Below are 23781 nucleotides of genomic sequence, written 5' to 3'. Positions count from 1 at the left end.
GCGGTTGAAAAACCGCGAGGTTACGGCCCTAGCGCGTCGCGGCTGTGTCCATCGCCATAACTTTGGCGATGAACGCATTGGCGTTTTTCTTCGGTGCCTGCGCAACCTGCGGGTTCAGGCAGTCGAGGAATGCGCGTACCAGCCGTGCGTCCTTGCGCTCCTTCAGGAAGTACAGGTATTCGTGGATGACCGGCGCGTTGTCTGCAAACGGCAGCACGCGCACGTCCGGCCGGCGCGGTGCTTCACGTGCGGGGACGATGCTGCAGCCAAGCCCTAGGCTGATCGCCTCGTAAATGGCTTCGCGGCTGCCGATGATGCTCGTGCTGGCTGGCTCGATACCGGCTGCGGCGAACGCGTCTTCGGTAACCCGACGGGTGACGGAGCCCGGTTCGCGCATCAGTAACTGGCAGCCGGCAACGTCATCCAACGCGATGCCAGGGCGCCGCGCAAGCGCGTGGTCGAGCGGCACGACCAGCACCATGGTGTCTTCCGCCAGCGTGATGCGATGCAGGCGTTCGTCATCCACCGCGTGCGACGAAACGGCCAGGTCGATGCGCACCTCCGACAGCGCCTCGAGCATCTGCTGCGAATTGCCAAATTCGATGGTGATCTCGATGGTCGGATGCCGCGCGCGAAACGCCGCCACGCTGGGCAGGATGTAGTAAGGGCCCGTGGCGCCCACGCGCAGGTTGCCGGTGCGCAGATCGCCGGCATTGCGCAGGAGAAAATCGACGTCGCCTTCCTGCTGCGCAAGGCGCTCGACGATGGGCATGAGGCTTACGCCCAAGTCGGAGAGATCCAGCCGGCTGCCGCGGCGGTGGAACAGTTCTACGCCGTACATCTCTTCCAATTGGCGGATGCGTCCGGTCACGGTCGGCTGCGACAGACGCAGGTGCTTGGCAGCCGAGGTGACGCTGCCCTGGCGCGCCACTTCGAAGAACGACATCAATAGATCGCCCAGCATGCTTGTGTTTCCCTGATATGTCTTTCTGATCGTCAGCCGCACAGTCTAGGCAGCGTTTGTGACGCTACATACTGTGAAACCTTACGGTCAGCCAAGGCTGCGCGTGTGGGCGGTGGTCAAGTGCCACGAGCTTGTCAACGAAAAGTGCGCTGAATGGGAGCAAGTTGCGAGGAGGGCGCCGGGCGCACATCATGCTACCGTGTGAACCTATGCGCGTAACAGAGGAGACACCATGCCGGTGCTGAAGGTCGATGTCGTCACGGCAGAAGAACGGCTGTACGAAGGCAACGCCAAGTTTGTGGTCATCCCCGGCACCGAGGGTGAACTGGGCATCCTGCCCGGCCATGAACGTCTGCTTACGCGCCTGCGTCCTGGCACCGTCCGTGTCACGCAGGAAAACGACGAAGAGGTGATCCTCTTCGTGGCCGGCGGCTTTGTCGATGTGCAACCCGAGCAGGTCATTGTGCTGGCAGACACCGCTGTGCGCGCCCACGACCTGGATGAGGTCAAAGCCGAGCAAGCCCGCAAGGCGGCAGAAGAGCACATGCAGAACAGCAACAGCAAATTCGATTACGCACGTGCGCAGGCTGAACTGGCTGAAGCCGTTGCCCAACTGGCCGCCATTGAACGTTTGCGCAAGCGCCGCCGCTGAGCCTTGGCCGTCACAAATGGCCTGTACTGCCGCTACACCACAACGGCGCTGACGTGTCGCCCCACCCGGGGTGGGGTAAAGAACCGCGCTGGTTCTCCGTTTTAGAGCAGAACTATCGAACTCCCGCTGAACGTCGTTCCATCGACGTGATCGGTTCTGCCGGTTCTGCTGATGTCGCCCCTTGTTGTGATTGCCGGTGCGCTTGCGCTCGGTTGCCGGAAACACCTGAGTGCCGAGCACTCATTTGCGTTGCCTCTGCGCTTGGCGCGAGCGCCGCTCGCCCGAAAGCGATGTACGCAAATGTTTGCGGTAGTCGGTGCGCTGCTTTCCCAGCCCGGGCTGGCACAAACAGATGTCGCAGATCTGACTGCGCTACCCATCGAGCAACTCATGCAGGTGCAGGTCGTCACCGGGGCGTCCAAGTACGCGCAAGCCGCAAATGAGGCACCCGCCAACGTCTCGGTCATCACCGCGGCAGACATCAAAGCCTACGGCTGGCGCACGCTGGCCGACATCCTGGGCAGTCTGCCGGGGCTCTACACCAATTACGACCGCAACTACACCACGCTGGGCGCCCGCGGCTTCTTGCGCGCGGGCGACTACGACACCCGCTTCCTGTTGCTGATTGACGGTCATCGCACCAACGACCCTATCTTCGACCAAGCGTCCGTCGGCACCGAAGCCATCCTGGACGTCGACCTGATCGAGCGGGTGGAGTACGTGCCCGGAGCGGGCTCGGCGGTGTACGGATCGAACGCGCTATTCGGTGTGATCAACATCATCACCAAGCGCGGCCGTGACATTGACGGCGTGCAGGCCAGCGGATCAACGGGCAGCGCCAATGCGCGCGATGCGCGCGTGACCTGGGGCAAGCGGGCAGAGAACGGCGCCGAATGGCTGCTGTCGGCCAGCGTGAACGATGCCCCCGGGCGCGATCTCTACTTTCCCGAGTTCAACCAGCCCGGCGTGAGCGACGGCGTGGCCCGCGGCATGGATTACGACCGCGCCAAGCGCCTGTTTGCCAAGGGAAGTTTTGGCGAGTTCGGGCTGACCTTCGGCTACGTCGATCGTACGAAGGGCGTGCCGACGGCCCCGTACGACCAGAGCTTCAACGACACGCGCTCGCGCACCGTCGATACGCGGCAGATGTTCAACGGCACGTGGCAGCACGCGCTGGACGACACGACCGACGTGACGGCGCGACTGTTCTGGGGCCGCTATGTCTCGCAGGGAGACTATGCATACAGCCCACCGCCGGTCGGCATCAACCGCGATCTATTCGACACTGCGTGGTACGGCACGGAATTCAAGCTCGTGACGCGCCGCATCGAGCGCCACACGCTGGTCATCGGCACGGAGCTGCAACGCGACTACCGTGATGCAATGCGCAATTTCGATACGGTGCCGTACGCCAGTTACCTCGATGACCATCGGAACAACAACCGCGTGGGCGTGTATGTGCAGGATCAATTCCTGCTCCATCGGGATTGGGTGCTGGATACGGGCCTGCGCTACGACCACACGAGTTTTGCGCCGGGCATCTTCAGCCCGCGCGTGGGCCTGATCTGGCATGCCGCCCCAACGACCACCGTCAAGGCGATCTACGGCATGGCCTATCGCGCGCCCAACGATTACGAGCTGAACTACCAGACCAGCGCGCCCGGCGGCCAGCAGGTCACCAATGGGCTGTCGGCCGAACGCATCCGCACGTATGAAACGGTGGTCGAACAACAAGTTGCCGCGGGCGGCAAGGCGACGTTGTCGGTGTTTCAGAACAACGTTTCCAACCTGATCAGCCAGAGCGAAGACCCGAACACTGGGCTGCTCTTTTTCAGCAACGTAGCGCGCGTGCGCACGCGCGGCGCAGAACTCGGCTACGAGCAGAACTGGGCCGGCGGCACGCGCCTGCGCACGAGCTACAGCTTCCAGCGTTCCGAAAATCTTGATACTGGCCAGGCGCTGAGCAACTCGCCGCGTCACATGCTCAAGCTCAACGCCACCACGCCTGTGTGGCGCAGCGACTGGCGTGCTGGGGTGGAGGCGCAGTACATCAGCAATCGGCTGACGACCGCTGGCCAGGTGGGCGGTTACTGGATCGCCAACCTGACCTTGTTGGCAGCACAGTTGGCGCCCAACCTGGAGATGTCGGCCAGCGTCTACAACCTGTTTGATCGGCGCTATGCGGATCCGGCCGGGCCGGAACAACCACAGTCGTCAATCGAGCAGGATGGCCGTGCCTTTCGCCTGAAATTTACCTACACCTTCCGATGAGCACCCCGCACGGCAGCGTCCGACGCGCCCGAAGACCCGGCCCGCGCAGATTCTGCGCGGTGCTGGGTGCCGTGCTGGCGGGCGTGGCATGCATGGGCGCCACACACGCGCAGATGCAGGCCAGCGAGGTGCAGGTCAAGGCGGCTTTCATCTACAACTTCGCACTGTTCACCAACTGGCCGGCCGACGTCATGCAGGCCGACGCCCCGATGGTGGTGTGCGTAACTGCCCAGCATCCATTGCAGGCGGCCTTGGAAAAATTGACAGGAAAACCCGTGCGCGGACACCGCCTGGAAATCCGGAAGATCAACGACGGCACCGTCGCCGGATGCCATGTCCTCGTGTTTGATGCGCGTACCCCGAACGGTGTGCGCGTCGATCCGGCTGCGCCCGTGCTGACAGTGTCCGACAGCCCAAAGAGCCAGCGCGCAGCCGGCAACCCGGAGCCGATGATCGCCTTGGCCCTGCATGACGATCGCGTGGTCTTCGACATCGATGCCGTGGCTGCGCGGCAAGCCCATCTTCAGCTCAGCTCACAACTGCTGCGGCTAGCGAGGACCGTGCAATGAGCGAGTCCATCATGACTCCACGGCCTCGATTGGGGCACTCCATGGTGCGGGCCAACATGGCAGGCGCTGGCGCAGCGCTGACCATCGCCGGCTTCCTGCTCATCGTGTTCCAGTTCATCGCGCTGCATGCGGCGTTGGTGCGCGACGTGCACGTGCAGGCGCGCATCGTGGGCGCCAACAGCGTGGCCGCGCTGCTCTTCAATGACCGTCGCGCGGCGGAAGAAACCCTGGCGGCGCTGGAGGCATCGCCGCCGCTGCGTGCCGCCGGCATTTTCAGCGCACTGCGCAAGCCGCTGGCGTTGTATCAGCACGGCGATGCCGCACCGGTGCGCGCGCCCGATGCCGCCATGCTGCGGGACTCGGATGTGTCCACGCTCACCACCCTGGAGGTGGTGGAACCCGTGGAATCTGAGCGTCGCGTGATCGGCTATGTGGTGGTGCGCTCCAGCCTGACCGAGCTGTACATGCAACTGCTTGGCTACGCCGTGCTCACGGTGTCGGTGGGTATCGGCGCGATGGGCCTCGCGTATCTCGTGATCGCCCGTATGCGCCGCGCTGTGCTGCAGGCAGAGGCGCATCTGGATTACCTCGCCCACATCGATTCGGTCACTGAACTGCCGAACCGGCACGCCTTCAACGAGCGCCTGCAGGTGTCGCTCAAGCGCGCGGGCCAGGCGGGTGCAGTGGGGCTGCTCCTGCTGGATCTCGACAACTTCAAGGTCGTCAACGACACGCTGGGCCACAACAACGGCGACCGACTGCTGCGCCAGGTTGCACGGCGGCTGAACGACGTGATCGACCAAGCCAACTTGCGTGCCGTGTTGTGCCGCATCGGGGGGGATGAGTTTGCGGTGATCGCTGAGCTGTCCGGCCGGGCGCAGATTGCCGACACGGAAGCGGCAACGCTGGCCGACGGATTGGCCAAACGCATTCTTGCCGCGCTGGCGGCGCCGTTTGCACTCGACCTGCATCAGATCTACGTAACGGCGAGCGTGGGCGTGAGCCTCTATCCGCATGACGCACGCGACGTTCAGGTGCTCACGCGCAACGCCGACACGGCGATGTACCACGCCAAAAACCACGGCAAGAATGCCGCGGCCAGCTTCACTTCGGAGATGGACCAGCAGGCGCGCCGCCGCCTGCGCGTGGAAGCCGATCTGCGCCGCGCGCTCGATCGCGAAGAACTGCTGCTGGCCTACCAGCCGCAGGTGCGCCTGCGCACCGAAGACGCGCACGATGCGGTGCTCTGCAAGGCAAACGTCTATGGCGTGGAAGCATTGGTGCGTTGGCGCCATCCGGAGATCGGCCTGATCGGCCCTGGCGAGTTCATCGCTGTGGCGGAAGAAACCGGCCTGATCGTCCCGCTCGGCCTGTGGGTGTTACGCACCGCGTGCGAACAGGCCGTGCGCTGGATGCGCGAAGACGGCATCACGCTGCGGGTGGCCGTCAACCTGTCGGCGCGGCAGACGCGCGATCCGGCCCTCGTGGAGAACGTCATGGACGTGCTGCGCGAAACTGGCATGCCGCCGCATCAGCTCGAACTCGAAATTACGGAAAGCGTGCTGATGGAAGACATCGAGACAAACATCGCGCTGCTCGAATCCCTGCACGCGGCCGGCATCAGCCTGTCGATCGACGATTTCGGCACCGGGTACTCGTCGCTGGCGTATCTGCAGCGTTTCCCCATCCAGAAGCTCAAGATCGACCGCAGCTTCGTACAACGCATGCCCGGCGACGGCGAGGCCATTGCCGGTGCGGTGATCGCCATGGCGCACAGCCTGCGCATGCAGGTCGTGGCCGAAGGCGTGGAAGACCCCGAGCAGCTCGCGTTGCTGCGTGAGGCTGGATGCGACCTGGGACAAGGCTACTTGTTCTCGCGCCCCCAGCAAGCCGACACGTTGATGGCGTGGCTCAACCGCCTGGACAATGCTGCGGACAGCGGCACCGCGTGTGCCGAAGACGAGGCGGCGCCGAGCGCGTCGTTGCCGTCGTCGTTGGCGGGCTAATGGTCATGCAGACGTTCAAGCCACCGCCCGCCGCGCCGCCCGCGTTGCCCCGGCCGTCAGCACCACCACGGCCGCGAGGATGATGCCCGTTGCGCCCAGCGTCTGCGGTGCGACCAATTCATCGGCCAGCCATGCGCCCATCAGCAGCGCGATGGGCGGATTCACATACACATAGCTTGTCGCCATGACGGTGGACACGCGTTCCACCAGCGCCATGTAGGCCGTGAATGCGATGGCCGAGCCGAACACCACCAGGTAGCCCCACGCAAGCGCGGCATGCATGCCGATGTGGCTGGGCCACGTTTCGCCGGTGATCAGACTGAGCAGCACGAGCGCTACACCGCCAAAGGCCATCTCCAGCACGAACGCCATCATGCCCTTGGGCATGTCGATACGTTTGGAGAGCTGCGAGCCGAATGACCACGAAGCAATGGCGGTGGTCAGCGCCAGCACGCCGACCGTGCTGGCCTGAAACTCTGCCCCGCGAAACAGCACCGCAATCCCGATGCTGCCCAGCGCGATGGCGCCAATCTCATATGCACGCAGGCGGCCGCCGGCCAGCAGCGTCCAGAGCGTGGAGAACAGCGGCATTGACGCGATCATCACCGTGGTCGCACCCGACGAGATGGTCTGCTCGGCCACCGCCGTCATGCCCATGCCGCCCACCAGCATGAACGCACCGATGAGCGCGCAGTTGCGGACCTGGCGCAGGGTTGGCCGCTCTTCGGGCTGCCTGCGCTGTCGCAGCACGACCAGCGGGGCGAGCAGCAACGCCGCCGCCAGAAAGCGCGAGCCCATCATCAGAAAGGGCGGCAGATCGGTCAGCGCAAAACGGATGGCGAGATACGTTGTGCCCCACACCACGTAGGTGATGAGCAGGCACAGGGCGATGAAGGGGGACATGACGGAACCTCTGCGAGGAAGTCCCGATGCTACTCAACGCCGGCTTATGCGCAAAACGAGTTTTGTTATCGCTCGTTGTGAGCGGCGTTAGCAAGCAAGTGAGCGGAGGCGTATGTGGAGTTTGAGACGCCAATCACGGGGTTCCAGACCTCACGTTTGGGGTTACGAACCCGGCGTGCGGGGTTTGGAACCCCATGCATGGGGTTCCGAACCTCAATGCCGGCGTTCGGACTACGAGATATCGAGGTTCTGAACGCCCCCGGTCACGTTCCGAACGCCACCGGTGGGGTTCGGAACCTCAAGCGCGGCGTCCGGAACCTCAAGCGTGGGGTGTTGGAACCCCAAGTGTCGAGTTCAGAACGCCAAGCGTGACGTTCCGAACCTTGGCGGCCCCTCAGATAACCCGGAACCCGTGCGTTCCGTCGCGCCGCAGCTGCTCCACCAGCCCGAACTCCCAGTCGAGATAGGCCTGCATGGCGGTGCGCGGCGCGCTCGTGCCTTCATACGGGCGGCGATAGCGGTCGATGCGGGCTGAGGCCAGGTGGGTCTCGCCGGTTTCAACGGGCAGGCCGGCGGCCACCCATGCTGCGGTGCCTCCGTCGAGCACCCACACTTCGGCTTGCGTCAGATCGGCAAGGTCGGCGGCGGCAAAGCGGGCGAGCTGGCTGGTGCCACAGGTCAGCACATAGCGGCGTGCGGCCGGGATGCGCGCGAGCGCCGCCGGCAGGTCCGAGCGCACGGCAAACCACGCGCCCGGAATATGCCGCGCAACGTAGTTGGCGCTGCGTGTGACGTCAATGACGGCGGTGTCGCCCGCTTCCAGCCAGCCGGCCAGGGCGCGGGCGTCAACCGTGCGCACGGCGGGTGGTTGCGGGGCAGGTGTCTGCCCCGCGCCGGTGACGCTGCGCTCGCTGGCGTCGACCGGATCGACGACATAGACCTCCCAGCCCATTTGTGCGAGCCACGAGGCGGACATGTCGGCGCGCACGCCGTCGTCATCGGCCAGGACGATGCGGGCACCGCGGACGGCGGCCGTGTGATCCGTCTCCTGCACAAGCTGCCCGCCGGGCGCGCTGGCAAAACCGGGTAGGTGGCCGGCGGCGTATTCCTCGGGCGTGCGCACGTCGAGCTTGTAGAGCGTGCGGTCCGGCGCCTCCAGTTTGGCAACGTCAGCCAGCGCAATGCGCGGGACGTTGGCGCGTTCGGCCACGGCGCGCGCATCGGCCTGTGCCTGCGCGCGTGTTTCGGCAGACACGTCCTGCGGGTGACGGCGGCTGGCGCCATGGTCCAGCACCTGATCGGCGAGCAGCCAGCCGATGGTGCCATTGCGCAGTGCCGCCACCGGGTTGGGAATGCCGGCATTCACGAGCGATTGCGTGCCGATGATGCTGCGCGTGCGTCCCGCGCAATTGACGATGACCTGCGTGCTCGGGTCCGGCGCCAGCTCGCGGATGCGCAACACCAACTCGGCGCCCGGCACGCTCGTCGCCGTGGGGATGCTCATGGTCTGAAACTCTTCATAGCGGCGGGCATCGACGACGACCACGTCGCGCTTGGCGTCGAGCAGCGCTTTGACTTCCTGCGCGCTGAACGACGGCGTATGGCGGTGCGCCTCCACGTATTCGCCAAAGGCCTTGCTGGGCACGTTCACGTCTTGGAACACCTCGCCGCCGGCTGCGCGCCAGCCATCTAGGCCGCCTTCGAGCAGGTACACGCGCGTATAGCCGAGTTCAGCCAGCTTGGCCGCCGCGCGCGGGGCGAGGTCCACGCCGTCGTGCTCGCCATACAGCACGATCAACGTATCGCGGCGCGGAATGCGCGACCGCGCTTCCAGCTCCAGCCGGGAGAGCGGCAGGTTGGCTGCCCACAGCGGGTGCGCCTGGGCATACGGGTCTTCCTCGCGGACGTCGACCAGCGCGATCTCCTTGCGGGCCAGCAGAGCGGCGCGCACGTCGGCATACGCCAGCGTCGGGACGTGAGTTTCGGCCAGCGGCGCAGCGACTGGCGATTCGATGGCGTCGATGGTGGTGCTCATGATGCATGCGCGTCCTTGGAGCGATCCCAGAGATTGGGCAGATGGGTATTCGAATAGCCGGAGACGAACGGCTTGCGCTCGCCGTCTTCCGTATAGACGGAGCGGTGGATGCCGCCGATGTTGCCGCCGTACACGTGGATGCTGATCGACGTGCGATCGTCAAAGGCGTTGTGCACGCGGTGGATGTCGCCCACGCGCGGCGAGACGTGCTCCACAGCGCCGGGCTCCAGGCGGATGGCGGGGCCCTCGGGTTGGGGTTTGCCTTGCGCGTCGAGCTTGAACGATTGCGAGTATTCAGCGCCGCGGAGCATGCCGATCAGGCCCCACGTGGTGTGGTCGTGAATGGGTGTGCGCTGGCCAGGGCCCCAGACAAAGCTGACGATGGAAAAGCGCTCGCCCGAATCGGCATGCAGCAGGAACTGCTGGAAGTGCTCGGGGTGCGGCTGGGCGTATTCAGCGGGCAACCAGTCGTCGCGGGCGACGAGCGCGCCGAGCAGGGTACCGGCGCGCGAGAGGATCTCGGCTTCGGTCGGCTGCTGATCCAGCAGGCGAGACAGCGCCGTCACGAAATCACGCAGCGGCGCGATGGACTGGGTTGCGGGTGCCGCAGAGGAAACAGCAGCGGAAACGGCAGCGAGGGCAGGTGTGCTCATCGGCGGGTTCCTGATGTGGGGTTTCGGTGCATCTTGCTGGACTTGATGGGCGGCGTCCAGCTAAACCCCGAGGGCAGTGCGGCCGGCTGCCAGCAGGATGGAATCGTTCTGCGGCGTGTGGATGCGGCTGCACAGCACATCGCGATAGTGGCGCTCCAGCGGGTTGTGGCGCGACAGGCCGTGGTTACCGGACAGCTGCAGCGCCAGCTCCACGGCGCGGATCGCGTTGGTGGTGACCGTGTACTTGAGGAGCCCGCTATCCGTGATGGAAAGCGGGGCGCCCGCATCCGCTGCCTCGGCTGCATGATCGAGCAGCACGCGGTTGGTGCGCAGCGCAGCCGTAATCTCGCCCGCCGACTCCTGCATGCGCGGCAGCGTGGCCAGCGGCCCGCCCAGGTTGGCCGGTGCCCGCGTGTTCAGAAACTGGACAAGCCAGTCGCGCGCGGCCTGCGCCACCGCGTCGTACAGGCTGCCGAGCAGCACGGTCATCCACGCCTGCTGGTCGAGTTGCGCACCGGTGTCGGCTTGTGTGGCACCGTGCGCCGCCCATTCCGCAGCGGGGCGGATGTCGACTGCGTGGTCGAGCGGAATCTCCACATCTTCGAGGATGACGTCGTGGCTGCCCGAGGCACGCAGGCCGAGGTGGTTCCAGGTTTCTTCAATGCGGATGCCCGGTGTTTCCGGCAACGGGCGCGGCACGAGAAAGATCCCCACGCGCGGCTCGGCTCCATCGGTGCGGCCCCACACGGCCAGCCAACGCAGGGCAGGGCTGCCGGTGCTGTAGAGCTTGCGGCCCCGGATGCGCCAGTTGTTTCCGACACGCGTTGCCACGGTGGCGGGCAAGCCACCGCGTGCGGGCGTGCCCAGGTCAGGCTCCACGCGCAGCGCGTTGATGAGCGCGCCCGCGTTCAGGGCGCTGGCAAACACCTGTTGCCTGACATGCGCCGGCCAGCGTGTATCGGCACGCGCGATGGCGCGGTGCTGCAGGTACGTCATGGTCAGCACAAGCGCGGTGGCCGCATCGGCATGTGCGATGGACGCAATGATCTGGCGTGCCGTCTGCAAGCCGGCGCCGCCACCGCCATGCGTTTGCGGAATGACTTGCGCGATCAGGCCCGAGGTGTGCAGCAGCGCAAAGTTGTCGTGTGGGAAGCTGCCTTGCAGATCGTGCTCTGCGGCGGACGCGGCCAGCTGCGGAGCAATGGTGGCCAGCACTTCGGCAAGCCGGTCGGGCGGCGTTGGCAGGCGATGCAAGGGAGCAGGCGACATGGCGATGCGATGTGCGAAGCAGGTGACATTGGCGCACAGCGTATCCGGGTTGCCACGCGACGCGAACGACCTATGCCGTATATGCAGCGTTGAAATTATTCGTTAGTGCAATGCTGGTGATGACGTAACTTCATTCGCATTCACGGCGGGGCGTGACGCCTTGCCCGCCTTCTAACGATATGTAGAACGGAGCCAGCATGAGCGTCGATTTCATCGGCATGATCCAAAGCCAGAAGCAGTCTGAAATTCACCCGCCCGAACCGAACGGGCCGGTGATCGACCGCGATTACGTACGTGCCTTTGCGCAGGCGCACGAGCAGGCCGGCTTTGATCGCATTCTCGTGCCGCACCACTCGACGGGGCCGTCGGCCACGCTCACGATCTCGTACGCAGCGGCGCTGACGGAACGCATTCACTTCATGCTCGCGCACCGGCCGGGGTTTACCAATCCGACGCTGGCCGCGCGCCAGATCGCCACGCTGGATCAGTTCACCGGTGGCCGCCTGGGGGTGCACTTCATCTCGGGCGGGTCCGACAGCGAGCAACGCCGCGATGGCGATTACCTCGACCACGACCAGCGCTATGCCCGCACGGACGAATACCTTGGCATCCTGCGGCGCATCTGGACAGAGTCGAAGCCGTTCGACCACGAGGGCGCGTTCTATCGCTTCGAGCAGGGTTTCTCTGAAGTGAAGCCCACACAGAAGCCCCATGTGCCGATCTACTTCGGTGGTGCTTCGGACGTGGCCGTCGAGGTGGCCGGCAAGCATGCCGACGTGTATGCGCTGTGGGGTGAATCGCTCGACCAGGTGCGCGATCTGACGACGCGCGTGCGGGCCGAAGCCGCCAAGCACGGGCGCAGCATCCGGTTCTCTGTGTCGTTCCGCCCGATCCTGGCGGAAACGGAAGACGCCGCCTGGGCACGGGCAGAGAACATCCTTGAGCGGACCCGCGCGCTGCGTGTGCAGCAGGGCTACAGCCGAGGCGGCCCGCAACAGAGCGAGGGCGCACGCCGCCTGCTCGCGGCAGCCGAACAAGGCGAGCGCGTCGACAAACGTTTGTGGACGGCCATCGCCAAGGAAACCGGCGGACGCTCCAACTCCACTGCGCTGGTCGGCACGCCTGAGCAGGTGGCCGATGCGCTGCTCGACTACTACGACCTGGGCGTCACCACCTTCCTGATCCGCGGTTTTGATCCGCTGGAAGACGTGGTGGATTACGGTCGCACGCTCATCCCGCATGTGCGCGAGCTGGTGGCGCAGCGCGATGCGCAGCGCAAGGCCGCGTGAGGCACGGGCATGAGCGCAGTCCTTTCCATCGAGCGCCCGGCATCGTCCACGCTCAAGCTGAACAGCACGCCGCAGCAGAAATTCTGGTTTGATCCTCCCGCCACGCGGCCCACGCTCGAGGCCGAGCGGCGCCATCGGCAAGAGCGCCTTGCGGGCGCGTTCCGCCTGTTTGCGCGGCACGGCTTCGACCTTGGGCTGGCGGGGCACATCACCGCGCGCGATCCGGAGTTGACGGACCACTTCTGGGTGAACCCGCTGGGGGTGCATTTCTCGCGCATCAAGGTGTCGGACCTGCTGCTCGTGAACGCGCGTGGCGAGACGGTCATCGGCAACCGGCCGCTGAACAAGGCCGCGTTTGCGATTCACGCGGCGATTCACGAAGCGCATCCGCACATCGTGGCTGCAGCGCATACCCATTCGACCTACGGCAAGGCGTGGTCGACGCTGGGTCGGCCGCTGGATCCGCTCACGCAGGATGCATGCTCGTTCTATGAAGACCATGCGCTGTTCGGCGACTTCACCGGCATGGTGGTCGATTCCAGCGAGGGCGAGCGCATTGCGCATGCGCTCACCAAGCCCGACGGCGGCACGCACAAGGGCGTGATCCTGAAGAACCACGGCATTCTCACGGCCGGCCCGACGGTGGAAGCCGCGGCATGGTGGTACATCGCGCTGGACAACGCTGCCCACACGCAACTGCTGGCCGAGGCCGCCGGCACGCCGCAGCCCATCGATGCGGCCACGGCGCGCCACACGCACAGCCAGGTGGGCGGGCAGGAGGGGGCGCTGCACGCATTCGAGAGCCTGTACGCCGGCCTGCTCGCGGCCGAGCCGGACGTGCTCGATTAAGCCGTCGCCTGACAAAACAGATCGAATACATCATCACGGGGAGCATTCAATGAGCGAAGAGACTGCGGGCATCTCGCGCCGCAAGATATTGCACGCAGCAGCCGCCACGGCGCTGGCCGCACCGGCATTGATCCTGGGCCGCAAGGCCTACTCGCAACAGCGCAAGCTGACATTTGCGTGGAACCAGAACTCGTTTTGCCTGACGCCCATCGTGGTGGCGCAGGAGCGCGGCTTCTTCGAAAAGAACGGGCTGCACGTCGACCTGATCAACTACAGCGGCTCGACCGATCAACTGCTCGAATCGATCGCCACCGGCAAGGCCGACGCGGCGGTCGGCATGATCCACCGCTGGCTCAAGCCGCTGGAGGCGGGCTTCGACGTGAAGATCATCGGCAGCTCGCATGGCGGCTGTGTGCGGCTTGTCGGTTCCAAGGCGGCGGGCGTCACGAACCTGGCGGCGCTCAAGGGAAAGACCGTGGGCGTGAGCGATCTTGCCGCGCCGGGCAAGCACTTTTTCACCATCTTGCTGGCCAAGAACGGCATTGACCCGGACAAGGACATCACGTGGCGCCAGTACCCGGCCGACCTGCTGGGCGTGGCGGTGGACAAGGGCGAGATCCAGGCGATTGCCGACGGCGACCCGAACCTCTACCTGCTGGAGAAGCGCACGAACGGCGCCTACGTGGAACTGGCCACGAACCTCTCCGGTGAATACGCGCGCAAGGTCTGCTGCGTGATCGGCGCACGCGGCGAGCTGGTCCGCAATGACCGCCCGACGGCATCTGCACTGGCGCGTTCGATTGTGCAGGCCACGGATTTCGTCAACGAAAACCCGAATGAGGCCGCCAAGGTGTTTGCCAAGTATTCGCCCAAGGTGGCGCTGGACGACTTGCGCAAGCTCTACGCCACGCTCACGTACACGCATCACCCGACCGGCGTCGACCTGCGCGACGAGATCGCCTTCTACGCGGAAGACTTCCGCCGCATCGGCGTCATCAAGAAGACCACCGATCCGCAGCGCCTGGCGCAGCACGTGTACGTGAATGTGCTGGCCTGACGCGCGGCGCGTGAGCACGTGAGCACATGAGGAACACATCGACATGAGCACCATCCCGCAAACACTGGAGGCGCCCGCCGCGCTCTCCAACCCATTTGCCGATGCCGCAGAGCGCGGAGGGGCATGGCGCACCGGCGCTGTGGCCGCATTGGCCTGGGCCGCCTTCGGCCTGCTGACGTGGCGCTGGCCCAACCACGTGGTCGGCTTCAGCGACTGGGCGTTCACGGCGGAGCTGGGCATTGCCGCGTTGATCGTTGGCATTGCGCTGTTCGTGGTGGCGTTGGCGGCGGGCCATGTGGCCCCGTTGCGCCCCGTGCAGGAAGCGCTGCAACCGGCCGGGCCATGGCTGATCGCCGTGCCTGCGGTGCTGGCGTTGTGGGAGGTGCTGACGGCCAAGTCCGGCGCGTTGCCCACACCGTTCTTTGCGCCGCCGCAGGCATTGATCGAGGTCTATTCGGAAGACTGGCCGCGTCTGGGCGACAGTGTGCTCAATACGCTCAAGCTGCTCGGCATCGGCTATCTGCTTGGCGCGTTGACGGGCTTTCTGGTGGGCGTGTCGATCGGCTGGTCGCGGGCGGTGGGCTACTGGGTGCATCCGGTGCTGCGCATTCTCGGGCCGCTGCCGGCGACGGCGCTGTTGCCGATTACGTTCTACTTCTTCCCGTCGAGCTATTCGGCGGCGGCTTTCCTCATCGCCCTGGCTTCCGGCTTTCCGGTGGCGGTGCTCACGTGGTCCGGCGTGGCGGGCGTGAGCAAAAGCTACTACGACGTTGCCCGCACGCTAGGCGCATCCAACGCATTCCTCGTGCTGCGTGTGGCGATTCCGGCTGCTCTGCCGCAGGTGTTTGTGGGGCTGTTCATGGGGCTGGGCGCCTCGTTCACGGTGCTGGTGACGGCGGAGATGATGGGCGTGAAGTCGGGCCTCGGCTGGTACCTGACCTGGGCGCAAGGCTGGGCCTCGTACGTCAACATGTATGCCGCACTGATCGTCATGGCGCTGCTGTTCTCCAGCATCATCACGCTGCTCTTCAAGGTGCGTGACCGCGCGCTGGTCTGGCAGAAGGGGACGCTGAAATGGTAGCCGTGCTGGAACGCGAGGCGCCGCCGCCTGCGGCCAGTGTCGGCGCACGCATCGACGTGCAGGGCGTCAGCCACTGGTTTGGCAGCCGCGCGAATCCGCTGCAGGTGCTCGACGGTGTGAGCCTGACCATACAGCCCGGCGAATTCGTTGCGCTGCTTGGGCCAAGCGGCTGCGGCAAGTCCACGCTGCTGCGCCTGATTGCGGGGCTGGAGCCGCCCACGCGCGGCCGCATCCTGCAGGACGATGCGCCCATCAACGCGCCGGACCCGTCGCGTGTGGTGGTCTTTCAGGACCCAACGCTCTACCCCTGGCGGCGCGTGTGGGACAACGTCGCGCTGGGCCTGCAAGCGCGCGGCGTGCTCAACGCAGAGCGTGACCGCGTGGACGACGCGCTGGAACGCGTGGGCCTGGGCGGCTTTCATCGGGCGTTTCCGCATGAGCTGTCGGGCGGCATGGCGCAACGCGTGGCGCTGGCGCGTGCGCTGGTCAACGATCCGCAGTTGCTGGTGCTGGACGAGCCGCTGGGCAAGCTGGATTCACTCACGCGATTGGCCATGCAGAGCGAGCTGGTGACGCTGTGGCAACGCGCGCGCTTCTCGACCGTGCTGGTGACGCACGATGTGGAGGAGGCGCTGTTCCTGGCGCAGCGGGTGGTCATCTTCAGCCCGCGCCCCGCACGCATTACGGCAGAGCTGACGGTGGATCTGCCTTACCCGCGCCATCGGGGGGATCCGCGCTTGAGCGCGTTGCGGCACGAGGCACTCAGTCATCTCGGCCTCGGCGAGACCTGGTAGATGGCGGCACCATCATGAGCGGACCGGAAGCGACGGTCTGGCTCAACGCGCTGCTTGGCTTTCTGCAATGGGCGCAGCACGGCGTGCTGGTGCTGTTGCACACGTTTGGACTGACCGGCGAGTCTCACGGGCAGCCGGCATGGCCGTGGAACGTGCGCATCGCGGGCGAGACCCTGTTGATCGACCTTGGGCAAGCGCGGCAGCTTGGCCTGACGCTGATTGCCTTGATGCTGGCGTTGCTGGCCGTCGTGATCGCGGTGCTCGTGCGGCGGTGGCGGCCGGTGTTATCCGGCGTCGCGGCGGGCCTGCTTGTGGTGGCGCCCTGGCCGTCGGCGATTGTGGTGGCGCCCGCCGTGCCGACGAGTTTCCATGTGAGTCCAACGGCGTTTTCGGTGGCGTCCATCACGCAGGGCACGCGCATCTACAACGCCGCGTGCGCAAGCTGCCACGGCGCAGACGGCCGGGGCGAAGGCCCCTTGGCCGCCACGCTCACGCGCTGGCCGCCCACGGTGGTCGGCCCATTGCTCGGCCGTCATGCCGATGGCGAGCTGTTCTGGCACATCGCCCACGGCATGCAGGACACGCAAGGTGCGTCGACCATGCCCGCATTTGCCGGTCGACTGAGCGACGCCGATATCTGGGCGGTACTCGACGCCATGAAGGTGCTGGCCGCGCGTGGCGGCGTGCGTGCCGGCGGCTGGCCGCTGCCGGTGGCGCTGCCCGCGTTGTCCGTGCGCTGCGGCGACGCGCTGCCGCAATCCCTGGCGACGTGGCGCAACGGCCAACGCGTGCGGGTGGTGGCGGTAGATGCTGCATCGAGCACCGACATCCCGCTGGAAGATCCGCGTTTCCAGACGTTGCTGATCACGCCGGATGGCACGTTGCCACCGCCAACGCGCGCGTTCCAGGCGCGTTGCGTGGCGACAGGAGCCGACGCCTGGAGCGTCTTCGCCGCCATCGCTGGCGCTGCGCCGCAAGCGTTCTCCAGCACGCAGTTGCTGGCCGATCGCAACGGCTGGTTGCGCGCACGCGGCGCACCTGGCACGTCGTGGTTCGATGCCGACTTCCTCTGCACTTCAGCCGCACGCGGAACCGCCGGCAGCACAAGCGGCCTCGATTTCTTGATCGCCCGCATGGACGCCGAACCCGTGCGCTATGTGAAAGGCGGCTTCATTCACTGACCCTCGACTGCATCGTTCCATCACCATGCCGCAACATCGACGACGTTTTCTGCAATCCACGCTGGCACTTGCTGCCGCGCCTGCCTTGTCCATCGCGCAACCCCGCCTCGTGCTCAAGGCGGGCGACCAGAAGGGTGGCCTGCGCGCGCTGCTGGAAGCTGCCGACGCACTCAAAGGCGTGCCGTACGACATTCAATGGACCGAGTTTCCGGCGGCCGCACCGTTGGCCGAAGCGCTCAACGCGGGCGCGGTCGACCTGGGCCCGATAGGCGATGCACCAGCCATCTTTGCCTTGGCGGCGGGCACGCGCATCAAGTTGATCGGCGCCAGCCGATCGGACCCGTACGGCACGGCGGTGCTGGTGCGGCCCGATTCTCCGTTGAAGACGGCGGCGGATCTGAAGGGCAAATCCATCGGCACCAACCGGGGGTCGATCGGGCATTTCGTGGCGCTCAAGGCGTTGGGGTCTGCGGGGCTGGGTCCGGACGACGCCAACTTCCGCTTCCTGCCGCCGGCGGATGCCAAGCTTGCGCTGGTCAACGGTTCGATCGATGCGTGGTCAACGTGGGAGCCCTACACAGCGATGGCCGAAACGGCCAAACATGCGCGCGTGCTCGTCAACGGACGAGGGTTGTGGTCGGGCCTCAGCTACCTGGCGGCGACCGACGCGGCCCTAGCAGCCAAGCGCGACGCACTGCGCGATTTCCTGCAGCGCGTGGTGCGTGCGCAAGTGTGGTCGTACCAGCATGTCGATAGCTTTTCGGCCACGCTGGCCCGCATCATCGGCATCGCGCCGGAGGCCGCGCGGCTGCAGTTCGCACGTCGACAGACCGTGTGGCGCGCCATTGATCCGCAGCTCATTGCCGAGCAGCAGCGCACGGCCGATTTCTACGTGAAGGTGGGCCTGCTCAAACAGCGGCTGGAGGTCGCCACCACGTTTGACACGGGGTTTCCGCTAATCGCCTAGCGGGCGTTGCCCGAATGGGATTCCGCACTGGGCCGCGAGCCGCCATGCGGGCCGGCAGTACCAGGCGCTTCCGCGACGTTCTTGGGCAGGTTGGTGGCCGGCGTGACGGCGTCTGGCGCGTTATTGCCGCCCTTGCCGAAGCGCGCTGCCAAATGGTCCTGCACTGCGGTCAGTTGGGCCTGCTCCTGCGCCTTCTGAGCGCGCTCCGTCTCGGCCTGCTGGGCAGCGGCGGCTTGCTCAGCCGGCGTGGGCGGCGGCAGTTTGCCGTGGGCGGGATGCGGCAAGGCAACCACCGTCAGGCCGATGGCCGCCGCGGCGAGCCACATGGCGGTGCGTGGAATGTTCTGGGGTGTTTTCGGCATGGCGGTCTCCTGGTCGGGATCGCCATGGCTCAGCAAATGCGGTGCCGCGTGAGTTCAGCGCCCCTCGGCAAGCGCGTTGTGCAGCACCGTCTTGAGCAGGTTGAACACCGGGTTGTCGTTGTCCTTGCGATAGGCCATCCAGAGTTCGACCGGCTTGGCGGGCGTGGTGCGCACGGGGCGATAGACCACGCCCTCGAAGTGCAGCATGGCCGCCGCCGCGGGAATGAGCGCCACGCCAATGCCTGCGCGCACCAGCGCCAGCATCGAGTGGATCTGGCTGACGTATTCGACGATGTCGGGCAGCACCTCTGCGCGTTCCAGCAGGCCGCTCACCATCTGGTGGAAATAGCGCGCCTCATATGGCGAATACATGAGCAGCGGCTGCCCCTCGCAGTCGCGCAGGCTAGGGCGTTGCGGCCAGCTGTCGGCAACCGCCTCGGGCAGCGCGATCACGAGCGCTTCCTGCGAGCACGGCACGGCAATCAGCTCGCCGTGCTCCACCGGCGGGCGCAGCAGGCCGACATCGATTTCGCGCGCGTCCAGCGCCGAGAGCTGCGCGCCGCTCACCATTTCTTTGAGCGTCAATCGCACACCGGGTGAAGCCGCCCGCACGGCGCTCACCAGCGAAGGCAGCTTCCCGTAGCCGACTGATGCGGTAAAGCCGATGGCCAACTGTCCGGCAGCGCCCGTCGCGACACGCCGGGCGGTGGCGGCCGCCTCGTCCGCCAGGCGCAGGATGCGCGATGCGTCGGGCAGAAAACTGCGGCCCGCCGCCGTCAGCTTGACCGAACGGCTGTTGCGCTCCAGCAGCTCTGTCCCGACTTGGTGTTCCAGCAGGCGCACTTGGCGTGACAGCGGCGGCTGCGTCATGTGCAGACGCTCCGCTGCGCGCCCAAAGTGCAGCTCTTCGGCCACGGCAACAAAGCAGCGGAGTTGGCTGAGTTCAAACATCGATTCAAAACCTGTATGGATTGAGTCAGTGCTTATCTTGGATGGGAAAGATCGCCGGTGCAAGAATCGGCTCGCCCCTTCGTCTTGAAGGGCCAATAACAACCATCAGGAGACGAGCATGTCCATGGAAAGCGCGGAAGTCGACCGCCGCAGGTTTCTCAAGAGCGTGGCAGGGGCAGGCCTTGCAGCGGCCAGCGGCTTGGCCGGCGCGCAGAAGATCGAAGGATTCAAGCCGAACGCGCGCTACCCCGACGTTGCGGTGGAAGTGCTCGACCCAAGCTTCCTGAAATACCGGCTCTACAGCAGTTCCGTAGAGCAACTCGCCACCGGCATGCGCTGGGCGGAGGGGCCGGTGTACTTTCCCGCCGGGCGTTACCTGCTGGTGAGCGACATCCCGAACAACCGCATCATGAAGTACGACGAGACGAACGGCGCGTTCAGCGTGTTCCGCGAGCCGTCGAACTACGCCAACGGCAACACGCGCGACCGGCAGGGGCGCCTCGTCACGTGCGAGCACTCCGTGACGCGCCGCATCACGCGCACCGAATTCAACGGCAGCATCACTGTGCTGGCCGATCAATATCAGGGCAAGCGGCTGAATGCGCCCAACGACATCGTGGTCAAGTCCGACGACAGCATCTGGTTCACCGACCCGACGTTCGGCATCAACGGCAACTGGGAGGGCTTCAAGGCGCAGCCGGAGCAGGCCACGACCAACGTCTACCGGATCGACCCGAACGGCAGCGTCCGCGTAATCATCACCGACCTCGTCAACCCGAACGGCCTGGCGTTCTCGCCCGACGAGAAGAAGCTCTACGTGGTCGAGTGGAAGGGCACGCCGTCGCGCAGCATCTGGAGCTACGACATTGCGCCCGACGGCACGGCGTCCAACAAGACCAAGCTGATCGACGCTAACGGCGCGGGCGCGCTGGATGGCTTTCGCGTCGACCGCGATGGCAACCTCTGGTGCGGCTGGGGCTCGGACGGGCGCCTGGGCATCAATTCAGCCGACTACGACGGCGTGAAGATTTTCAACGCGCACGGCAAGCCGATCGGCTTCATCCACCTGCCGGAGCGCTGCCCCAACCTGACCTTCGGCGGGCCGAAGAACAACCGTCTGTACATGGCCAGTTCGCATTCCCTGTACGCCCTTTATGTGGAGGCCGAGGGCGCGGTGTGACGCGCCACTGACCAGACGCGGCCGCGCCGTCACGTGCGGCTGCAGCATCGAGATCGGAGACTTAGGGAAGACCCTGTATCAATACAAGTTTTGTATTAATCGAGACAGCAGTTGGCTTGGACTTGAATCGATGCGGGTGCAAAAATTCGCTCATCAACAACACGCATTCATCGCGAGCGAGACATGTCCCGATACAGCCCCAAAGAATTCGCCCAACAGATCGGCTCTGGTCTGCTGTCCTTCCCGGTCACGCACTTCAAGGCGTCGGACCTGTCGTTCGACGAGGCAGCGTATCGCGCCAACCTGAACTGGCTGTTTAGCCACGATGCCGCTGGCCTGTTTGCCGCTGGCGGCACGGGCGAATTCTTCTCGCTCACCGCGGCAGAAACCGACCGCGTGGTGCGTGCGGCCGTGGCTGAAACCGGCGGCAAGATTCCGGTGATCGCCCCGGCTGGCCGCGGCACGGCCGAATCGATCGAATACTGCAAGGCCGCTGAAGCTGCCGGCGCCGACGGCATCCTGCTGCTGCCGCCGTACCTGACCGAAGCCTCCGCCGACGGCGTGGCCGCGCACGTGGAGCAGGTCTGCAACTCGACCAAGCTGGGCGTGATCGTCTACAACCGCGCCAACCAGATCCTGGACGAAAACCACCTCGAACGCCTGGCAGAGCGCTGCCCGAACCTGGTCGGCTTCAAGGATGGTGTGGGCGACCTGGAACTGATGACGCGCATCTACGCCCGCCTGGGCGACCGCTTTACCTACGTTGGTGGCCTGCCGACCGCCGAGACCTTTGCGCTGCCGTACCTGACGATGGGTGTGTCGACGTATTCGTCGGCCATTTTCAACTTTGTGCCGAAGTTCGCGCTAGAGTTCTACGCCGCCGTGCGAGCGTTCGACAATGCCAAGGTCTACAAGATGCTCAACGAGTTCGTGCTGCCGTACATCCAGCTGCGCAATCGCAAGCGCGGCTATGCGGTGTCGATCGTCAAGGCCGGTATGAAGGTTATCGGCCGTGATGCAGGTCCGGTCCGTGCCCCCTTGACCGACCTGACCGACGCCGAAATGGCAGAACTGTCTGCGTTGGTGTCGCGCATTGCCGAAGTGGAAAAGCTGGCGGCCTGAGCGCAACCAAAAACACAAGGAATCGATATGCAATTGAGCGGCGAACTGTTGTTGGGTGCTGCCCGCGTGGCGGGTGGTGCCGGCAAGGTTCGCGCCATGAACCCCGCCACCGGGGAATGGCTCGAACCCGAATTCACCCTGGCCTCCAAGGCCGATGCCGCACGTGCCGCTGAACTGGCGGCCGCGGCGTTTGACGTTTACCGCGAGACCTCGCCGGAAACCCGTGCTGCCTTCCTGGAAGCCATCGCCAGCCAGATCGAAGCGCTGGGCGATGCGCTGATCGAACGCGCGATGGCCGAATCGGCATTGCCGCGTCCGCGCCTGGAAGGCGAGCGTGGCCGTACGTGCAACCAGCTGCGCCTGTTTGCAAGCGTGGTGCGTGCGGGCGATGCCGTGGGCGCCCGCCTTGATTCGGCCCTGCCGGAGCGCAAGCCGCTGCCGCGCTCGGACCTGCGCATGCGCCGCATTGCGCTGGGCCCGGTGGCTGTGTTCGGCGCGAGCAACTTCCCGCTGGCGTTCTCGGTGGCGGGTGGTGATACCGCATCGGCTCTGGCAGCAGGTTGCCCGGTGGTCGTGAAGGCGCATCCGGCGCACCCGGGTACGTCCGAACTGGTGGGTCGTGCCATTCAAGCTGCGGTTGCCCAGTGTGGGCTGCCGGAGGGCGTGTTCTCGCTCATCCTGGCGGACAACGACGCGGCAGGTGCACTGGTGGCCGATCCGCGTATCCAGGCAGTTGGCTTTACCGGCTCGCGCGCAGGCGGTCAGGCGCTGTTGCGCATCGCTCAGGCCCGTCCGCAGCCGATTCCGGTGTATGGCGAGCTGAGTGCCATCAACCCCGTCTTCCTGCTGCCCGATGCACTGGCCAAGCGCGCTGCTGCGCTGGGCCAGCAGTACGTGGCATCGCTCACGATGGGCGCGGGCCAGTTCTGTACGAACCCCGGCCTGCTGCTCGCCATCGACGGGCCGGAACTGGATGCCTTTGAAGCTGCCGCCGCTGCTGCCATGGGCGACGTGGCTGCGCAGCCGATGCTGACCGCCGGCATCCACACCGCCTACACGCGCGGTGTCGACAAGCTGGCCGCCGAGGCCAACGTGCGCTGCGTCGCACGCGGGCAAGAGAGCGACCAACCCAACCGCGGGCAAGCCGGCCTCTACATCACCGATGCGAAAAGCTTTCAGGCGCAACCGACGCTGCACGACGAGATCTTCGGTGCCACCGGCCTGGTCGTGCGCTGCCGCGATGCAGAAGAGCTGCGCGCGCTGGCTGAATCGCTCGAAGGCCAGTTGACCGCCACGCTGCATCTGGATGCGGGTGATACAGCCATCGCACGCTCGCTGCTGCCGATTCTGGAGCGCAAGGCGGGCCGCATTCTGGCCAACGGCTGGCCGACCGGCGTCGAGGTGTGCCACGCCATGGTGCACGGTGGCCCCTGGCCGGCAACGACGGACGCACGCACGACTTCGGTCGGCACGGCAGCCATCGAGCGCTTCCTGCGCCCGGTGTGCTACCAGGATCTGCCGGCCGAACTGCTGCCTGAGGCGCTGCAGGATGCCAACCCGCTCAAGCTGCGCCGACTGGTAGATGGAAGCTGGGCCTGAAGCCGTAACAGTCAAATAGCAAAAACA

Annotated in this window: 21 protein-coding genes; 14 read left to right on the top strand and 7 right to left on the bottom strand. The window is 65.7% G+C overall.

Annotated elements, in window-relative coordinates:
* Positions 1-28: 28 nt before the first annotated feature.
* Positions 29-964, bottom strand: coding sequence for a LysR substrate-binding domain-containing protein (locus NG898_RS24660; protein ID WP_252694903.1), 936 nt, complete (start codon positions 962-964; stop codon positions 29-31).
* A gap of 232 nt (positions 965-1196) precedes the next feature.
* Here NG898_RS24660 and NG898_RS24655 point away from each other — a divergent pair, with 232 nt between their 5' ends.
* From NG898_RS24655 to NG898_RS24640, 4 genes are all read left to right on the top strand, one after another.
* A complete protein-coding gene (locus NG898_RS24655; protein ID WP_252694902.1) occupies positions 1197-1616 on the top strand; it encodes a F0F1 ATP synthase subunit epsilon in 420 nt (139 codons plus the stop codon).
* A 300-nt stretch (positions 1617-1916) separates the two neighbouring features.
* Entirely contained in the window at positions 1917-3887 is a 1971-nt protein-coding gene (locus NG898_RS24650) for a TonB-dependent receptor plug domain-containing protein (protein ID WP_252694901.1), read from the top strand.
* Positions 3884-4456, top strand: a complete 573-nt coding sequence (locus tag NG898_RS24645; RefSeq protein WP_252694900.1) for a YfiR family protein — start codon at positions 3884-3886, stop codon at positions 4454-4456. The genes NG898_RS24650 and NG898_RS24645 overlap by 4 nt, the downstream gene beginning before the upstream one ends.
* The gene (locus NG898_RS24640) at positions 4453-6462 is read left to right on the top strand and encodes a putative bifunctional diguanylate cyclase/phosphodiesterase (RefSeq protein WP_252694899.1); all 2010 of its coding nucleotides are present in this window, start codon (positions 4453-4455) and stop codon (positions 6460-6462) included. The genes NG898_RS24645 and NG898_RS24640 overlap by 4 nt, the downstream gene beginning before the upstream one ends.
* 15 nt (positions 6463-6477) lie before the next feature.
* Here the strand turns inward: NG898_RS24640 and NG898_RS24635 are convergent, their stop codons facing one another.
* The 4 genes from NG898_RS24635 to NG898_RS24620 form a co-directional block, all read right to left on the bottom strand.
* Entirely contained in the window at positions 6478-7365 is an 888-nt protein-coding gene (locus NG898_RS24635) for an EamA family transporter (protein ID WP_252694898.1), read from the bottom strand.
* Positions 7366-7759: 394 nt separating this feature from the next.
* Positions 7760-9400: a rhodanese-related sulfurtransferase gene (locus NG898_RS24630; RefSeq protein WP_252694897.1), complete on the bottom strand. Its 1641-nt coding sequence runs from the start codon at positions 9398-9400 to the stop codon at positions 7760-7762.
* Positions 9397-10053 (bottom strand): cysteine dioxygenase family protein, encoded by a 657-nt coding sequence (locus NG898_RS24625; RefSeq protein ID WP_252694896.1) that lies wholly within the window; start codon positions 10051-10053, stop codon positions 9397-9399. The genes NG898_RS24630 and NG898_RS24625 overlap by 4 nt, the downstream gene beginning before the upstream one ends.
* Before the next feature lie 60 nt (positions 10054-10113).
* Positions 10114-11322 (bottom strand): acyl-CoA dehydrogenase family protein, encoded by a 1209-nt coding sequence (locus NG898_RS24620; RefSeq protein WP_252694895.1) that lies wholly within the window; start codon positions 11320-11322, stop codon positions 10114-10116.
* Between the two features lie 197 nt (positions 11323-11519).
* On the opposite strand from NG898_RS24620, the gene NG898_RS24615 reads away from it, so the two are divergent.
* Genes NG898_RS24615 through NG898_RS24585 form a run of 7 tightly spaced genes read left to right on the top strand, consistent with a single transcriptional unit; the run spans position 11520 to position 18540 of the window.
* Entirely contained in the window at positions 11520-12611 is a 1092-nt protein-coding gene (locus NG898_RS24615; RefSeq protein ID WP_252694894.1) for an LLM class flavin-dependent oxidoreductase, read from the top strand.
* 9 nt (positions 12612-12620) lie between these two features.
* Complete coding sequence (locus NG898_RS24610; protein ID WP_252694893.1) at positions 12621-13460, top strand: class II aldolase/adducin family protein; 840 nt, start codon at positions 12621-12623, stop codon at positions 13458-13460.
* Positions 13461-13509: 49 nt separating this feature from the next.
* Positions 13510-14517 carry an ABC transporter substrate-binding protein gene (locus NG898_RS24605; protein ID WP_027678901.1) on the top strand — a complete coding sequence of 336 codons (1008 nt, stop codon included), beginning with the start codon at positions 13510-13512 and terminating at the stop codon, positions 14515-14517.
* A 43-nt stretch (positions 14518-14560) separates the two neighbouring features.
* Positions 14561-15598 carry an ABC transporter permease gene (locus NG898_RS24600; RefSeq protein ID WP_252694892.1) on the top strand — a complete coding sequence of 346 codons (1038 nt, stop codon included), beginning with the start codon at positions 14561-14563 and terminating at the stop codon, positions 15596-15598.
* Entirely contained in the window at positions 15592-16392 is an 801-nt protein-coding gene (locus NG898_RS24595) for an ABC transporter ATP-binding protein (RefSeq protein WP_252694891.1), read from the top strand. The genes NG898_RS24600 and NG898_RS24595 overlap by 7 nt, the downstream gene beginning before the upstream one ends.
* A gap of 14 nt (positions 16393-16406) precedes the next feature.
* On the top strand, positions 16407-17573 hold the full coding sequence (locus NG898_RS24590) for a c-type cytochrome (RefSeq protein ID WP_252694890.1): 1167 nt from the start codon (positions 16407-16409) through the stop codon (positions 17571-17573).
* A 25-nt stretch (positions 17574-17598) separates the two neighbouring features.
* A complete protein-coding gene (locus NG898_RS24585) occupies positions 17599-18540 on the top strand; it encodes an ABC transporter substrate-binding protein (RefSeq protein WP_252694889.1) in 942 nt (313 codons plus the stop codon).
* Here the strand turns inward: NG898_RS24585 and NG898_RS24580 are convergent.
* Positions 18537-18902 (bottom strand): hypothetical protein, encoded by a 366-nt coding sequence (locus NG898_RS24580; RefSeq protein WP_252694888.1) that lies wholly within the window; start codon positions 18900-18902, stop codon positions 18537-18539. The genes NG898_RS24585 and NG898_RS24580 overlap by 4 nt on opposite strands.
* Before the next feature lie 54 nt (positions 18903-18956).
* Entirely contained in the window at positions 18957-19853 is an 897-nt protein-coding gene (locus NG898_RS24575; RefSeq protein WP_103519030.1) for a LysR family transcriptional regulator, read from the bottom strand.
* A gap of 118 nt (positions 19854-19971) precedes the next feature.
* On the opposite strand from NG898_RS24575, the gene NG898_RS24570 reads away from it, so the two are divergent.
* From NG898_RS24570 to NG898_RS24560, 3 genes are all read left to right on the top strand, one after another.
* Positions 19972-21033 carry an SMP-30/gluconolactonase/LRE family protein gene (locus tag NG898_RS24570; protein WP_252694887.1) on the top strand — a complete coding sequence of 354 codons (1062 nt, stop codon included), beginning with the start codon at positions 19972-19974 and terminating at the stop codon, positions 21031-21033.
* Between the two features lie 183 nt (positions 21034-21216).
* Entirely contained in the window at positions 21217-22155 is a 939-nt protein-coding gene (gene kdgD / locus NG898_RS24565) for a 5-dehydro-4-deoxyglucarate dehydratase (RefSeq protein WP_252694886.1), read from the top strand.
* 27 nt (positions 22156-22182) lie between these two features.
* Entirely contained in the window at positions 22183-23754 is a 1572-nt protein-coding gene (locus tag NG898_RS24560; protein ID WP_252694885.1) for an aldehyde dehydrogenase (NADP(+)), read from the top strand.
* The last annotated feature ends 27 nt before the right edge of the window (positions 23755-23781 follow it).

Source organism: Ralstonia mojiangensis (assembly GCF_023955645.1).
GTDB classification, from domain to species: domain Bacteria; phylum Pseudomonadota; class Gammaproteobacteria; order Burkholderiales; family Burkholderiaceae; genus Ralstonia; species Ralstonia mojiangensis.
This window is presented reverse-complemented; position numbering and strand designations above follow the sequence as displayed.